Source organism: Vibrio superstes (assembly GCF_003569005.1).
Taxonomy (GTDB): Bacteria; Pseudomonadota; Gammaproteobacteria; order Enterobacterales; family Vibrionaceae; genus Vibrio; species Vibrio superstes.
In genome coordinates, this window is sequence record NZ_BCUR01000001.1 from 931,142 (window position 1) to 944,703 (window position 13,562).

Below are 13,562 nucleotides of genomic sequence, written 5' to 3' on the forward strand. Positions count from 1 at the left end.
GAATCTTTTAGGGTGCGCATACCTGACCTCTGTCGTTCAGATATGCATTGACGTTCAAATGTTCTGATGAGCTGGGTAGATTCCGGCCTCAACATTGGCTCACCAGGAGGGTGATACGCCTAATGCGAGACCATAAAGTAATGCGATCATTCGTGAGAGTAGTCGATCGGCTACGCGCGTGGTTTTTCAGCTTGTGTTTTGGGGCGCTAGTCAGCGTGCCAAGCACCGTCTCGGCTGAAAATACTGAGTCTTCCTTCAATATGACCCAAGGTGTAACGGAGATAAGCGGCAAGGTGTATCACTTGCACATGCTTATTTTCTATATCTGCGTTGCGATAGCGGTTGTGGTATTTGGAGTGATGTTCTACTCCATTATCAAGCATCGAAAGTCCAAAGGCGCAGTCGCCGCTAACTTCCATGAGAGCACTAAGGTCGAGATCATCTGGACCGTTATTCCAATTCTTATTCTTATCGGTATGGCTATTCCCGCGACCAAAACTCTGATTGAGATGGAAGACACCAGCGAGTCTGATATCACAGTTAAGATCACCGGTTCACAGTGGAAGTGGCACTACAGCTATTTTGACCACGACGTTGAGTTCTTCAGTTATCTCTCCACCAGTAATGAACAAATTGAGGGTACCGATGAAAAGGGAGAACATTACCTGCTGGAGGTAGACAATGCCTTGGTGCTTCCTATCGGTAAAAAAATTCGTTTCTTAATGACGTCTGATGATGTGATTCACTCTTGGTGGGTGCCTGATTTTGCAGTGAAAAAGGACACTATCCCGGGATTCATCAATGAGGCATGGACCAAGATCGATAAACCGGGAATCTATCGCGGGCAATGTGCAGAGCTGTGTGGTCGCAATCATGGCTTTATGCCTATCGTAGTTCAAGCTGTCGAGGCTGCAGAATTTGATGAGTGGATAGCGAACAAGGAACAAGAATTGGCGGTGGCCAAACTCGAAGAGCAGAAAGCCCTAGAAAAAACCTTGGGCATGGATGAGCTGATGGCGTTGGGTAAAGACGTTTACGAAGGTCGCTGTGCAGTCTGTCATCAGAGTAATGGCTTAGGTGTCGCTAATGTGTTCCCTGCAATGAAAGGCAGCGCAGTAGTGCTTGGGGATGTGAATGGTCATATCGACATTATCGTCAACGGTGTGAGTGGAACAGCGATGCAGGCATTTGGCACTCAGCTGACCGCTGAAGAAATCGCGGCCGTCGTCACCTATGAGCGCAATGCTTGGGATAATAATACTGGTGATGTAGTGCAAGCTTCCGATGTCAGTACACAAATGAATGCGGAGGGTGAGTGATGAAAGAGTTCGATAAAACCTCTACCTATGAGAGTACTGCTACCGATGATCTTCATGCTGGTGGCAGTGCCGATCATGATCACCATGGACCTGCAAAAGGATTAGCGCGCTGGATCTACTCAACTAACCACAAAGATATCGGAACACTGTATCTATGGTTTAGTTTGATCATGTTCTTCACCGGTGGCGCAATGGCAATGATTATTCGCGCTGAATTGTTCCAACCGGGTTTGCAACTCGTTGATCCTCAATTCTTCAACCAGATGACTACCGTACATGGCTTAGTGATGGTCTTTGGTGCAGTCATGCCAGCCTTTACCGGCCTTGCTAACTGGATGATCCCTATGATGATAGGGGCGCCAGATATGGCCCTTCCACGAATGAATAATTTGAGCTTTTGGATCCTGCCTTTTGCATTCTTAATCTTGTTAAGCTCGCTGTTCATGCCGGGTGGTGGCCCTGATTTTGGCTGGACCTTCTACGCACCTTTGTCGACGACCTACGGTCCTGATAGCACCGCACTGTTCGTTTTCTCGGTTCACATTATGGGTATCAGCTCCATCATGGGGGCGATTAACGTCATCGTGACTATCTTCAATATGCGAGCCCCTGGTATGACGCTAATGAAGATGCCTTTGTTTGTGTGGACTTGGTTAATTACCGCATTTTTGTTGATAGCGGTAATGCCGGTGCTAGCTGGTGCAGTAACCATGGTTCTCACGGATAAATACTTTGGTACTAGCTTTTTTGATGCTGCCGGTGGTGGCGATCCCGTGATGTTCCAGCATATATTCTGGTTCTTTGGGCACCCAGAGGTGTACATCATGATCTTGCCATCCTTCGGTATTGTTTCCGCGATCGTACCGGCATTTAGTGGCAAGAAGTTGTTTGGCTATCATTCAATGGTATACGCAACCTGTTCAATCGCACTACTGTCATTCTTAGTGTGGGCTCACCACATGTTTACCACAGGGATGCCGGTCTTTGCCGAAATATTCTTTATGTATTGCACCATGCTGATAGCGGTGCCTACAGGGGTGAAGGTATTTAACTGGGTAGCCACCATGTGGCGAGGGGCGCTCACCTTTGAGACGCCAATGTTGTTTGCGATTGCCTTTATCGTGCTGTTTACCATAGGCGGTTTTTCTGGGCTGATGTTGGCGATAGTCCCAGCTGATTTTCAATACCATGATACCTATTTCGTGGTAGCACATTTTCACTATGTATTAGTGTCGGGAGCAGTTTTCTCTATTATGGCAGCGGCCTACTACTGGCTACCGAAATGGACTGGCAATATGTACAACCAGAAATTGAGCTTACTCCATTTCTGGACATCGATTGTGTCGGTGAATGTCTTGTTCTTCCCTATGCACTTTCTGGGATTAGCGGGTATGCCACGCAGGATCCCTGATTACGCTATCCAATTTGCAGATGTGAATCAGATAGTTTCCATTGGCGGCTTTGCATTTGGGCTATCACAGCTGATCTTCTTGTGGGTGGTTATCAAGTGCATCAGAGGTGGTGAAAAGGCTCCGGCTAAGCCTTGGGAAAGAGCAGAAGGTCTAGAATGGACTGTGCCAAGCCCTGCACCGCATCATACCTTCTCAACGCCCCCTAAAGTGGACTAAGTGTTATGAGCAAGGGAATGTCGAATAAGAAGCTAACACTGGTATTGTGTGGCGCCACCGTCGCTATGTTTGGCTTTGGTTTTGCCCTAGTACCTTTGTACGACATCCTTTGCGAGCAGCTGGGTATTAACGGCAAAACGTCTACCGTAGCTGTGCAAGAACCAGAGACTATGCAAGTGGACGAATCACGAACCATAAAGGTCGAGTTTGTCTCGCACATACCGCCGGGTTTACCTATCACGTTTGAACCTCAATCTAAGGTGATGAAGGTTCATCCAGGACAGATAATTCGCACAGCCTACATAGCAACCAACGAATCAAAAATTGCGCTAGTAGCTCAGGCGGTACCTTCCGTGTCTCCAGGTTTGGGGGCAACACACTTCAATAAAATTGAATGCTTCTGTTTCAATCAACAACCGCTCAATGCTAAGCAAAAGGCGGAGCTGCCGTTGATTTTTTATGTAGAACATGACTTACCAGACTCTATCCATACGCTAACGCTGTCTTATACGCTGTACGACATCAGTGACAGAGTTGACGATAGTGACCAAAAACTCGCTGCCTTGGCTGTGCCAGAAAAATTGGCTGTATCGGAGCAATTGGCGCAGACACATGACACGCAAGGAGATGCGTTATGAGTGACAAGCACGAAACTTATTACGTTCCAGCGCAAAGCCAGTGGCCTTTAGTGGCTGCTTTCGCATTGTTTTTTGTTGCAGTTGGAGCAGGACTGACCGTTCAGACCATGAATGATGGTGGTTTATTAGGCCCTTGGCTATTAGCGATTGGCTTTGTTGGTTTGTTGGTGGTGTTGGCAGGTTGGTTCACTAATGTGGTTCAAGAATCACTTTCAGGCTATTACAGCGCACAAATAGCCCGCTCTTTTAGACAAGGCATGAGTTGGTTTATCTTTTCTGAGGTGATGTTCTTTGGTGCTTTCTTTGGCGCACTCTTCTATGCACGAATGTTCTCTGTGCCTTGGCTAGGCGGGGCAGACAACAACGTCATGACCAACGAAGTATTGTGGCCGACCTTCGAGGCCATGTGGCCGCTGACCTTGACTCCTGGGGGCGATACAACGCAAGCCATGGGTTGGCAAGGTCTTCCGCTAAAGAACACGGTTATCTTATTGTTCTCTTCTGTGACGTTACATATGGCGCACGTTAGTCTTGAGCAGAACAAGCGAATGGCGTTAGTGGTGTGGCTGGAGTTAACCATAGTATTGGCCGGATTCTTCTTATTCTTCCAAGCCGAGGAGTATATCCACGCCTATCAAGATATGGGACTCACCCTACAATCGGGCATCTATGGCAACACCTTCTTCTTGCTGACCGGTTTCCACGGGATGCATGTATTCATAGGTACGATATTTTTGATCGTACTGCTATTTAGAATCAGCAAAGACCACTTTTCCCCTAAAGACCATTTTGGCTTTCAAGCAGGAAGTTGGTATTGGCACTTCGTCGATGTGGTATGGCTATGCCTATTCATCTTTGTGTATGTTATTTAGGGAATCTGACTTCGGACTGCGCCAATATTAATACGTCATCCTCGAGCGCCCCTATCGAGGACCTACTCGTTACAAGGACAGACTCAAACTTTGGGGAAACCCTAATAAGGGCGCTGATTAGGCACCACCCATCCCAGCTTCAACGCTAGGATCAAAAACAGGATAACAACAGCAGATAACGCAACACGGCGACCAAGATAACGACTCATAGGCACCTTCGAATCAGGCTCTTCTCGCACCATATGTACCATTGCTAGAGCAAGGTTGAAGATAATAAATAGCAGTAACAGGATGATGATTAATTTGAACAGCAGTGGTGACATCAGGTCTCCTAGGTCTTCAAAAAAAGCTCTTTGGATAGTAGCGACTGTCTTAACTGTGGTTCTGTTTTTGGTTCTGGTCAAATTGGGCTTCTGGCAATTGTCTCGTGGAGAAGAAAAGTTACTCCTTGAGCAACAACTGCAAGATAGGGAGCAGATGACACCTATGGTAATTGAGCAGTTAGCAGAGATAGACAGTGAATTCACCCTTACCGGTTTCCCTTTGCAGGTAGATGTTGAACCAGAAAGTATCCCTCTAATTTACATTGATAATGTGACGGTTGAGGGAAGGGTTGGGTATACCGTACTGCAACCCATGTCTGTCTATTTTCAGGGTGAAAAACAAACATTATTGGTTGAGTTAGGGTTTGCTGTGGCGCCTTCTACCCGAGACCGACTACCAAGAGTCAATGGTATTGAAACAGCGCAAAATATAGTCGGGCAGGTGTATCAGCGAAGCATCAACCCATTAAGCAGTGATGTGATGCAAGAACAAATGCTAGAGGGCATTCGTATTCAAAACCTTAATCTAAAACAGTTATCTAAGGTGTTAGATACTCCCTTGTTTGATTTTGTTCTTCAGCCGTACGTCTTGCCAAATAATGATCTGCCGAAGATTTGGTCACCCTACCCAATGACCTCACAGAAGCATTTTGGATATGCGTTTCAATGGTTTGGTATGGCCGCGGTTTATGCCCTGCTCGTTGTCTTATTTGTGGTAAGAAAGAGGAAAGTGAAGGAATGACTATGCAAAGCCAAGCGATTTATCCTCAGCAAAAACAGGGACGGCTTAAGCTACTGGCTTTGATCCTGATATTTGCTTTACCAGTGGTTGCCGCTCACTTGATTTTAAATCAAGGATGGTATCAGTCAGGGGTCACGAATAAAGGTGTGCTTATTGAGCCTAGGTTCACCTTTGAATCCGCGGGTCTTGTGAGCCCTGTTGCCGATGCTTGGCAGTTGGCCTTTATTGTTCCTGATAAGTGCGATCAAGTGTGTGAGCAAAGATGGCACTTATTGAACCAGAGCTATATTGCTCTTGGAGCGTACAGTGAACGAGTAGTGGTCACTTTATATGTGTCAGAAACAGCGGATAAATCTTGGCTTGCGAAAAACCAATCTAATTACCCTATTTTGCAGTTGAACTCGCAGTCTGTCCCCGTTGAGTCTCAAGATTACTTGCTAGTCGACCCACTAGGGCAGTGGGTAATGCGTTATCCGCAGGCTGAAGAGAATACGCTGGTGGCGCAAAATAAGGGGCTTATCGCCGACGTACGAAAAATCCTTAAGCTTTCACGAGTCGGATAGCGACTAATATGCGAGGAAACGATATGCAAGGACGCATTTCAATACAAAGATTGACCTGGCTAGCCTTAGTAATGACTTTTGTTGTGATTGCACTAGGTGCTTACACTCGACTCGCCGATGCAGGGCTTGGCTGCCCCGATTGGCCAGGGTGTTATGGGAAAATAGCAGTACCAATGCAACCCGAAGAGATCGCTAAGGCAGAACAACTGTTTCCTGAGCGAGCCGTGGAAACCCATAAAGCATGGTTAGAAATGATACATCGTTATTTTGCGGGCATGTTAGGCCTAGTGGTATTCGCCCTCTCTTTTCTTCTTTGGAAAAGCTCTGCAACTAGCAAAGCCTTTCCTATCGTATTAAGCGCAGTGATCATTGCACAAGCCGCTCTTGGCATGTGGACGGTGACGCTGAAGCTTATGCCTGTGATTGTCATGCTGCATTTGCTGGGCGGGTTTACGCTGTTTAGCTTACTTGCCTTGCTTATGTGCCGACTAAGAAACACCCCGCAACCCTCGATAAATCTCCCTCATTCATCATTGTTCACGCTACGTGGGTTTACCGTGTTTGCTACTGGGGTCTTGCTCCTTCAGATCATGCTTGGAGGTTGGACATCATCCAATTATGCCGCCCTGATGTGTACCTCTTTACCTATATGTCAGGGTGACTGGCAGAATCATCTCGACTTTGGCAATGCCTTTAACTTTATTCAAACCGGTTTTGAAGATTACGAGTTTGGGGTGCTGGATTACGGGGCGAGAATGACCATACATGTTACACATAGGGTAGGGGCGCTGATCACGACCTCCGCCTTGCTATCTTTGATGGTATTACTGTGGCGCAGCTCGCTACCATCGGCAAGAATCTATGTAAGAGCCATTGGCTTCGGCCTTGCTGTTCAGGTTTGGCTGGGTATTGCCAACGTTATCTTTCATCTTCCACTTATCAATGCGGTAATGCATAACCTCGGAGCTGCATTGCTGTTGGTTACCCTAGTCGCAACTAATCATTATGTATGGGCGAGAGTAACAGCCTCAAATTCATCGACTCATGATTCTGAAAGGGAGTATTCAGTATGAGTAATCTTGCAGGTTCGCAGACACTAGTTAGAACCAGAAGCACTCTTCAAAGCTACTATCAATTAACCAAACCTAAGGTGGTCGCCTTAATGCTGCTTACCGCCGTAGTGGGTATGTGCCTTGCGATGCCCGGTGCGTTGCCATTGCAGCAATCCCTGCTTGGTTTACTAGGTATTGGTTTGATGGCTGGCTCTGCGGCAGCGTTTAACCATCTTATTGATCAGCGTATCGATGCCATCATGGCGCGCACCTACAAGCGTCCTTTACCATCTGGCGACTTATCCTCTGCTAAGGTGTTCTTGTTTGCGACCTCTATTGGTGTTGTCGGCTTTGCCGTATTGATAGCGTGGGTAAACACGTTAACTGCCGTGCTTACTTTTGCTAGCTTATTAGGTTACGCGGTGATCTATACCATGTATCTCAAGCGCGCTACACCTCAGAACATTGTGATCGCTGGCATTGCAGGTGCTATGCCACCTCTTCTTGGATGGGTAGCGGTGACGGGTGAATTACATGCCAATGCATGGCTACTGGTCATGATTATCTTCATTTGGACACCACCACACTTCTGGGCACTGGCTATCCACCGCAAAGATGACTACGCCAAGGCCGATATCCCAATGTTGCCCGTTACGCATGGTGTGGAATACACCAAAACCAGTATCTTGCTGTATACCATCCTGTTAGCACTAGTGTGTGCTATGCCGGTTCTGGTGGGTATGAGCGGTCAAATCTATCTAGCTAGCTCAACCATTTTGAGTGCTGGCTTTATCTACCACGCTTGGAAGCTGAAATACAAAGCTGATAGCAAACAGGCAATGGAGACGTTTAAGTTCTCTATTTATCACCTGATGCTGTTGTTTGTCGCCTTGCTGGTGGACCATTATTTGTAGGGTAAGGTGCTAGCCTTACTTAAATGCCTCTCAAGTTATCTGGCAGGCCAGCCCGGTGGTACGTCAGCCCGGAAAACACCTCGGAGACGTCTGAACCTTTTGATTTTTTCATTTCACTCTAGTTTGAGCTAGAGTAGGTCCCCAAGGTAAAAAATTTGTCATCCCCGAATGTTTTTATCGGGGATCTCTTCACCAGATCAAACTAAAGAGCCTCATTAAGGCTCTTTGAGAACAACGAAACGAATTATTAACCTTGCACTGGCTCAACAAGATAGCGAGTAATTACTAACTTGCTATCAACATCAACCAAGTCCCATTTCTCATTGACAAGTAGGTTAATGGACTCGCCGCTAAACGTATCAGCTATCAGACGAATTCTTAGCTCGGCCTTGATGTCACCCTCATTTTCAAACACTTGTACGTTCTCAACAATATGCTGACAGTCAGGTTTAAAAACACCACGGACCGTTTGATACCAATCATTAAATCCTGCATGGCCTTTGAACTCTCCCTCAGGTGCGATCCAAGTGACATCCTTCGATAGGGACTCAACAAAGTAATCACCTGTTTCTGGTAATACGTCAAATTTCTCAAACCATGCTTTAACCAGTTTTTTGACGCGATTCTCGGTGGAATCAACCAGTGCATTAATACGTGATACAAGCATATTGCTGTGTTCTAAAGCCTTAGCTTCTACACCTTCTTGGGTGTTATAAACACCAGGAATGAATACCATACCGTGGCTGTAGAGTGGCTTTTGAAAGTTCATTCCTGCGAGATATGCAGTTTGTTGAAGTGGCATCAAAAGCTGTTCAATGCTGAAGTGGTTATAACCTAGCGGATCGTATGACTCGCTTGGGCCACCAATGGTGAATGAAAGCAAAAAATCTTTTCCTTTCAGTTTGTCGCCCTTTGAGCCGCAAGCAAAGTTATAGCTGAAAACATCGTCAATCCACTTTTTGAGTAGTGCAGGAATTGAATACCAGTAAAACGGGAACTGCAGAACAACTACATCGGCTTCCAACAAAGCTTGTTGCTCAGCCTCAACATCAATTCGAAAGTCGGGATAAAGTGTATCGAGACGGCGCACTTGAATGTCGTGCACATTGTTCTCTGCTTGCTTGAGGATCACTTTATTTGTGTAAGAAGAATCTAGATTTGGGTGACCAGAAATAACTAAAACCTTGCTCATTGCTCTACTCCGTAAAGGATTAACACTTGAATTACGAGTATTCTAGGTCTCTACTCATTGTGTGTGTAGTGCTAGTTATTCTATTATTTAATTAGTTTAAATCTAACAATAGAGCAAGCGATGAAGGGAACCACATACAATCAGTTAGTTGCATTTCAAACCATAGTAGAAGAAGGCAGTATCCGCGGTGCTGCTCGAAAGCTCGAAATGACGGCACCTACCGTGAGTCAGTCGCTAAAACTTTTAGAGACAAACGTCGGACTCACGCTATTCAATCGCTCAACTAGGCGCATGGATCTTACCGATGCAGGGGCTCTTTTATACGAGAGAACCAAAGAAGCCCTATCCTCACTCAGTAATGCCCTTGAAAGTGTCAATGAGCTCAGTGAAACGCCATCAGGGATTGTACGTATTACGGTTCCTCGCTTCGTTTATCAGGTTTATCTGTGTCCAATTTACGCTGAGTTCTGTGCTCAATACCCTGATATACAGCTTGAGATTTCTGTATCGGATGCTGCGGTGGATATTGTTAGAGAAGGCTTCGATTTAGGGATACGTTTTGGCGACAAGGTACAGCCTGATATGGTTGCAAAAAAATTGACTGAGCCAATGAAAGGGGCACTGTTTGCCTCCAGTGATTACCTTAAAAAATACGGAACTCCCACATCCATTGAGGAGCTAAAGAAGCATAAGTATGTGCAGTATCGATACATCACCTCCAATCAGCTTGCACCTCTCGAGTTAATCCAAGATGGGCAAAGGGTAACGGTTGAAATGCCATGCGCAATGATAGTAAACGATACTGATCTAGAGATTGATGCTGCAGTTAAAGGCGTAGGAATAAGCAGTATTATAGAGCCGTGCGTAAAGCCTTATTTTGATAGAGGCGAGCTCATTCCCTTACTGAAAGATCAATGGGCGAGTTACCCTGGAATGCACCTCTACTACGTGCAAAATAGCCAGAAAATCCGACGTGTTAGAGTATTAATCGATCATCTAATAGAGAAAATATCAAACAAAAAATGATGTCTAATTTCTGCCTATAAAACGCTACCGTCACATGTTAACTACTTAAATTACTGCTGCGACAAAGCCCGAAGTTAAGCTAGGATGACCAGTTATTTAGTACGATTGGTATTACTACAGTCTCGCTTTTAGTCGAGACTAATTCATTGATTATTTTGGGTATTAGTATATGTGAAGTACTTCAAATCATCATGCAATATGATAATACAAATAGGGTTGCATATCACAACTCCTAAGCCTCCTAGTTGTTTATGTTGAGTCGCTACGGTTATAAATACTCCTCTTAATTACGTAAAGAAGCCTTCGCTTACTTTTTGTTAAAGAGGATCCCCCTTTTGAAAAAAACAATACTTACATCGGCTGCTCTAGCCCTATTAGCGTCACCTGTTTTTGCGGCTCAAAAAACGCCAGCTGACATTCTAGATTTATCTTGTTGGAAGATCTCTATTCCAGTAGAAGCCGAAAATGGATTTGCCACAACAGTAGAAGAAAAAGTCCTCACTAGTGGTTTTGTCGATTCTGATAACTTTTATGTGAACGAAGCGGGTGATGGTGTTGTATTTAGCTCTCCGGTAAAGGGTGTGACAACATCAAAAAACACAACTTACACGCGCAGTGAATTACATGAAATGGGTCGTTGTAGTGATACCAGCATAGAACCTTATGGTGTCGGTCCCGATGGTAAACGAGCAATCAATAAAAATAACTGGGTATTTGGTTCATCTCCAGAATCAGCACAAAAGATCGCGTCTGGTGTAAACGGCACTATGGACGCCGTTCTTTCTGTCGATCAGGTTGCTGAAGGCGGTGAAGTTTGGCAACAGGGCCGAGTGATTGTTGGACAAATTCATGCAAATGATGACGAACCAGCAAAGCTTTACTATCGCAAAATGCCAAACCATGACCAAGGCTCGGTTTGGCTTGTTCATGAAACCAATGGCGGTGTAGAAACCACATACCCCTTGGTTGGTAATAATGTGCCCGATTACTACACGCAAGACGGTGAGGTTATTGAGCCTACCGATGGTATCAAGCTTGGAGAAAGGTGGGGTTATCAAATCAAAACTGTTGAGAATGAATTAACGGTTACGATTCGTCGCGATGGTAAAGATGATGTAGTGCAAGTGGTAGATATGTCAGATAGTGGTTATGACGATGGTGAACAGTATATGTTTTTCAAAGCAGGTCTTTATCACGTGAACCGTTCTGGCGCCCCTGATGAGCGTGCATCAGTAACATTTTACGATCTACAAGTATCACATGACTAAATAAGTTTAATTTAGTTGGACCATACTCAAGGCTTGATAGTATTTTCAGGCCTTTTATTTATCCTCTCTACAAGTTTGGCTTACAGTGCTAGGCCTCTCATTTTAATTTCTCTATGAATCGGCGACTGGGGAATAACGTTATCTGCCCACTCAAAGTGCGCTAACTGCTCATCTGTGATGATCTCGTCTTGCACAGTGACAACGCTTACCTTACGTCGTGTCCTTTTGATTGATGATGTCGAGTATTCGATAAGTTATTTCGGGTATGAAACGCTATGTATTGGAACATGTGGTTAATGTGAAACATAAGTTTTCTATAGTTTCACATTAGGAAACTAGACTAGGGTAATTTATTGCTGCACATTAAGTATTCATGAAACGGTAAGGAAGCGTATGTTTAGTCACGTAATGATTGGAACCAACGATATGCAAGCATCAAAGCAATTCTACGATGCTCTGTTAACGACTCTAGGGTATCAAGCGGGAAATATTGATGAGAAAGGACGTTGCTTTTATTTCTCTAAAAATGGTGTTTTCTGTCTTACTAAACCTATAGATGGGGAGCCAGCAACCTACGGCAATGGAATGACTATCGGTTTTAAAGCAGAAAGTGTCGAGCTCGTGGATAGTTGGCATCAGGTGGGACTAGAAAATGGCGGCTCTGAATGTGAGGAACCACCAGGAGTTCGCGGCAATTCTGAAACCAAGCTTTACATGGCGTATTTACGCGACCCGTCTGGCAACAAGATTTGTGCTACTCACTTTATGTAATCTACAGGGAGTGGTTGACCTTTTGAGTCTGTTTTGCTCCCACTCTAGAAGCATGACTGCCATGAGACATCGTCGAATGAAACCGCACCGGCCATATGATTCGGCTGTACGGAGTTTCATATAAATCTCTTCATATGGGGCTACTTAGGTAGTCCTTTTTTGTTCCCGACTACCTATAAATGTCGTAATTTTTATCTCTTTAGTGCCTACCGAATTACGATTTTTGAAGCTCGATGAGATTCTGGGCGCAGTGGTCTTTGATTCTAATTTTTAAAAATAAGACTCCCATCATAATTAAATGAAATTATATTTCAATTTAAATTGAAATGCAGTTTCAAAAATTGCTATAGTATCCTGCATCAGAGAGATGACCTCTTTTAAAACCCTATACCTTTTGAGGAACCTACATGATTCTTGATTCTTTTAGCCTACAAGGCAAGGTTGCCATCGTTACCGGTTGCAACACGGGTCTTGGTCAAGGAATGGCTGTTGGTCTTGCGAGCGCAGGCTGTGACATTGTTGGTGTGAACCAATCAGATCCTGCGGAAACAAAGCAAAAGATTGAAGGGTTGGGTCGCAAGTTTATCGATGTTCGCGCCGATCTTTCTAAAACAGATGATATTCCTAACATCGTTGATCGCGCAGTGACTGAACTGGGTCGTATTGATGTATTGGTAAACAACGCAGGCATTATTCGCCGCAATGATGCTATCGACTTCTCTGAGCAAGACTGGGATGACGTGATGAACGTCAACGTAAAATCAGTGTTCTTCCTTTCTCAAGCCGTTGCTAAGCAAATGATTGCTCAAGGAGAAGGCGGTAAGATCATCAATATTGCCTCTATGCTTTCATTCCAGGGCGGCATCCGCGTGCCTTCTTACACGGCGTCGAAGAGCGGTGTAATGGGTGTAACACGCTTAATGGCTAACGAATGGGCGAGTCACAATATCAATGTGAACGCTATTGCTCCGGGATACATGGCAACCAATAACACAGATGCATTGCGCGCTGACGAAAAGCGCAACAAAGAAATTGTTGACCGCATTCCTGCGGGCCGTTGGGGCAAACCGGAAGACCTAGCAGGGCCTTGCGTATTCTTGGCTTCAGCCGCATCAGATTATGTTAACGGATACACCATTGCCGTCGATGGCGGTTGGTTATCTCGCTAACCGTTACACAGGACAAATTCGGGCCAGGCTATAGTTCAAAGATAAATAGCCGTGTGTCGAGAGGATGTGCTCATTACAGCGTATC

13 protein-coding genes and 2 pseudogenes are annotated in these 13,562 nt (G+C 45.1%); 12 read left to right on the forward strand and 3 right to left on the reverse strand.

The features are described from left to right. Positions 1–122 precede the first annotated feature (122 nt). The 4 genes and pseudogenes from coxB to D5I41_RS03990 all read left to right on the forward strand — a co-directional run bounded on the left by coxB (position 123) and on the right by D5I41_RS03990 (position 4,457). The gene (coxB, locus tag D5I41_RS03975; RefSeq protein WP_119008610.1) at positions 123–1,319 is read left to right on the forward strand and encodes a cytochrome c oxidase subunit II; all 1,197 of its coding nucleotides are present in this window, start codon (positions 123–125) and stop codon (positions 1,317–1,319) included. Between the two features lie 68 nt (positions 1,320–1,387). Then, positions 1,388–2,947, forward strand: a pseudogene (gene ctaD, locus D5I41_RS03980) (cytochrome c oxidase subunit I); the annotation flags it as partial. 17 nt (positions 2,948–2,964) lie between these two features. After that, positions 2,965–3,585, forward strand: a complete 621-nt coding sequence (locus tag D5I41_RS03985; protein WP_119008612.1) for a cytochrome c oxidase assembly protein — start codon at positions 2,965–2,967, stop codon at positions 3,583–3,585. After that, on the forward strand, positions 3,582–4,457 hold the full coding sequence (locus tag D5I41_RS03990) for a cytochrome c oxidase subunit 3 (protein WP_119008613.1): 876 nt from the start codon (positions 3,582–3,584) through the stop codon (positions 4,455–4,457). The genes D5I41_RS03985 and D5I41_RS03990 overlap by 4 nt, the downstream gene beginning before the upstream one ends. A 101-nt stretch (positions 4,458–4,558) precedes the next feature. Here the strand turns inward: D5I41_RS03990 and D5I41_RS03995 are convergent, their stop codons facing one another. Then, positions 4,559–4,780 (reverse strand): DUF2909 domain-containing protein, encoded by a 222-nt coding sequence (locus D5I41_RS03995; RefSeq protein WP_119008614.1) that lies wholly within the window; start codon positions 4,778–4,780, stop codon positions 4,559–4,561. 67 nt (positions 4,781–4,847) lie between these two features. Here D5I41_RS03995 and D5I41_RS04000 point away from each other — a divergent pair, with 67 nt between their 5' ends. The 4 genes from D5I41_RS04000 to cyoE are packed head-to-tail and all read left to right on the forward strand — an operon-like array spanning position 4,848 to position 8,051. Beyond that, positions 4,848–5,522: an SURF1 family protein gene (locus D5I41_RS04000; RefSeq protein ID WP_235868852.1), complete on the forward strand. Its 675-nt coding sequence runs from the start codon at positions 4,848–4,850 to the stop codon at positions 5,520–5,522. A 2-nt stretch (positions 5,523–5,524) separates the two neighbouring features. Beyond that, entirely contained in the window at positions 5,525–6,085 is a 561-nt protein-coding gene (locus D5I41_RS04005) for a redox-active disulfide-containing membrane protein (RefSeq protein ID WP_119008616.1), read from the forward strand. Positions 6,086–6,108: 23 nt separating this feature from the next. Then, the gene (locus tag D5I41_RS04010; protein WP_119008617.1) at positions 6,109–7,158 is read left to right on the forward strand and encodes a COX15/CtaA family protein; all 1,050 of its coding nucleotides are present in this window, start codon (positions 6,109–6,111) and stop codon (positions 7,156–7,158) included. Next, on the forward strand, positions 7,155–8,051 hold the full coding sequence (gene cyoE / locus D5I41_RS04015; RefSeq protein WP_119008618.1) for a heme o synthase: 897 nt from the start codon (positions 7,155–7,157) through the stop codon (positions 8,049–8,051). The genes D5I41_RS04010 and cyoE overlap by 4 nt, the downstream gene beginning before the upstream one ends. A 247-nt stretch (positions 8,052–8,298) precedes the next feature. Here the strand turns inward: cyoE and D5I41_RS04020 are convergent, their stop codons facing one another. Beyond that, positions 8,299–9,243 (reverse strand): NAD(P)H-dependent oxidoreductase, encoded by a 945-nt coding sequence (locus D5I41_RS04020; protein WP_119008619.1) that lies wholly within the window; start codon positions 9,241–9,243, stop codon positions 8,299–8,301. 120 nt (positions 9,244–9,363) lie between these two features. On the opposite strand from D5I41_RS04020, the gene D5I41_RS04025 reads away from it, so the two are divergent. After that, positions 9,364–10,269 (forward strand): LysR family transcriptional regulator, encoded by a 906-nt coding sequence (locus D5I41_RS04025; protein WP_119008620.1) that lies wholly within the window; start codon positions 9,364–9,366, stop codon positions 10,267–10,269. A 335-nt stretch (positions 10,270–10,604) separates the two neighbouring features. Beyond that, on the forward strand, positions 10,605–11,537 hold the full coding sequence (locus D5I41_RS04030) for a polysaccharide lyase family 7 protein (RefSeq protein ID WP_119008621.1): 933 nt from the start codon (positions 10,605–10,607) through the stop codon (positions 11,535–11,537). 113 nt (positions 11,538–11,650) lie between these two features. On the opposite strand, the pseudogene D5I41_RS21620 reads toward D5I41_RS04030, so the two are convergent. After that, a pseudogene (locus tag D5I41_RS21620) lies at positions 11,651–11,746 on the reverse strand (NAD(P)H-dependent oxidoreductase); the annotation flags it as partial. Positions 11,747–11,930: 184 nt separating this feature from the next. On the opposite strand from D5I41_RS21620, the gene D5I41_RS04040 reads away from it, so the two are divergent. Beyond that, positions 11,931–12,308, forward strand: coding sequence for a VOC family protein (locus D5I41_RS04040; protein WP_119008622.1), 378 nt, complete (start codon positions 11,931–11,933; stop codon positions 12,306–12,308). A gap of 407 nt (positions 12,309–12,715) precedes the next feature. Beyond that, the gene (gene kduD / locus D5I41_RS04045; RefSeq protein ID WP_119008623.1) at positions 12,716–13,477 is read left to right on the forward strand and encodes a 2-dehydro-3-deoxy-D-gluconate 5-dehydrogenase KduD; all 762 of its coding nucleotides are present in this window, start codon (positions 12,716–12,718) and stop codon (positions 13,475–13,477) included. The last annotated feature ends 85 nt before the right edge of the window (positions 13,478–13,562 follow it).

What these genes read in the sequence shown, in the direction of transcription:
- kduD (WP_119008623.1), top strand. Translation starts at nt 12,716, where the DNA reads ATGATTCTTGATTCTTTTAGCCTACAAGGCAAGGTTGCCATCGTTACC.
- cyoE (WP_119008618.1), top strand. Translation starts at nt 7,155, where the DNA reads ATGAGTAATCTTGCAGGTTCGCAGACACTAGTTAGAACCAGAAGCACT.
- D5I41_RS03995 (WP_119008614.1), bottom strand. Translation starts at nt 4,780, where the DNA reads ATGTCACCACTGCTGTTCAAATTAATCATCATCCTGTTACTGCTATTT.
- D5I41_RS04005 (WP_119008616.1), top strand. Translation starts at nt 5,525, where the DNA reads ATGCAAAGCCAAGCGATTTATCCTCAGCAAAAACAGGGACGGCTTAAG.
- D5I41_RS04040 (WP_119008622.1), top strand. Translation starts at nt 11,931, where the DNA reads ATGTTTAGTCACGTAATGATTGGAACCAACGATATGCAAGCATCAAAG.
- D5I41_RS04020 (WP_119008619.1), bottom strand. Translation starts at nt 9,243, where the DNA reads ATGAGCAAGGTTTTAGTTATTTCTGGTCACCCAAATCTAGATTCTTCT.
- coxB (WP_119008610.1), top strand. Translation starts at nt 123, where the DNA reads ATGCGAGACCATAAAGTAATGCGATCATTCGTGAGAGTAGTCGATCGG.
- D5I41_RS04025 (WP_119008620.1), top strand. Translation starts at nt 9,364, where the DNA reads ATGAAGGGAACCACATACAATCAGTTAGTTGCATTTCAAACCATAGTA.
- D5I41_RS03990 (WP_119008613.1), top strand. Translation starts at nt 3,582, where the DNA reads ATGAGTGACAAGCACGAAACTTATTACGTTCCAGCGCAAAGCCAGTGG.
- D5I41_RS03985 (WP_119008612.1), top strand. Translation starts at nt 2,965, where the DNA reads ATGTCGAATAAGAAGCTAACACTGGTATTGTGTGGCGCCACCGTCGCT.
- D5I41_RS04010 (WP_119008617.1), top strand. Translation starts at nt 6,109, where the DNA reads ATGCAAGGACGCATTTCAATACAAAGATTGACCTGGCTAGCCTTAGTA.